Below are 1,009 nucleotides of genomic sequence, written 5' to 3'. Positions count from 1 at the left end.
CTCAGCTATGCCGAGAGCGATGCCCGCAAGATGGCCCAGGCCCTGCGAGACCCCAACAAGGGCCAGCTCAGCAAGGTGCGAGTACTGCTGGATACCGAGGCCAGCAAAACTGCCCTCGAGGCTGAACTCCGCGACCTGGCCAGGCGGATGAACACGGGCGATACCCTGATCGTGTACTACTCCGGCCACGGGATGCCAAACCGCTCGGGGCAGGCCACCCTGATGCCCAGCGATGCCAAAATCAATGATGAGGAGACCTGGCTGCCCCTGGATGCGTTGCAAGAACAGGTTCGCAGGGCCAGCCAGGGCAAAGGCCGCCTGATTCTGATTCTGGACGCGTGTTTTAGTGGACAAACCCAGCCCGGCTCGCGTAGCTTCACCATGCCGGGGCGCAAGAACCTCCCCAAACCACAAAAACCCGACCTGAGCGGGGCCAATGTGCTGCTGGCCTCCTCTGCCGACTCCCAACCCAGCTGGGAAGATGCTGAGCTGGGCGGTGGGATTTTTACCGCCTATTTGCTGGAAGCAGCCTCGGGCAAGGCCGATGAGAACGGGGATGGCTATGTGACCATCGGGGAGGCGTACCGCTATGCTGCCGTCCGGGTGGAGGAGTTCAGCCTCCGCAGAGGCACCCCCCAGACCCCCAGGCTCTATGGCCCCGACGACTACCCCCTGGCCCTGAACCCCATCGCGGTGGCCAAGAGCCGCCTGGCCCACCTCAAGCTGGCGGGCTATATCAACGGCGAGCAGTTCGATGCGCTGGCCGACTGGATCGAGGGCAGAAGGCCGCCCGATGACCTGAAGCTGTATCTGACTGGAGCCCTGACCGGTGGGCAATTTGTGAACCTGGTACGGGTCGGGGCCATTCCGGGGGTTCCGGCGCAGGCTTCCTCCGATCTGCGCCTGCAAAAAATGGGTGCACTGCGGCGCGATGGCAAGCTTCGCCTGGATCAGTTTTGGGTATTGAGTCAGATGATTCAATCGGGCAGGGCGGCTTCCGATGTTAGCG

The 1,009-nt window shown here is 62.8% G+C and carries 1 protein-coding gene; it reads left to right on the top strand.

What is annotated here, in order from left to right; all coding sequences use genetic code 11:
• On the top strand, positions 1-1,009 hold a 1,009-nt coding region (locus tag Q0288_RS01020), incomplete at both ends, for a caspase family protein (protein ID WP_299425801.1).

The organism is uncultured Meiothermus sp. (assembly GCF_937863175.1).
Taxonomy (GTDB): Bacteria; Deinococcota; Deinococci; order Deinococcales; family Thermaceae; genus Meiothermus.
The sequence above is the reverse complement of the archived record's forward strand: the minus strand, read 5'-3'. Positions and strand labels throughout refer to the sequence as shown.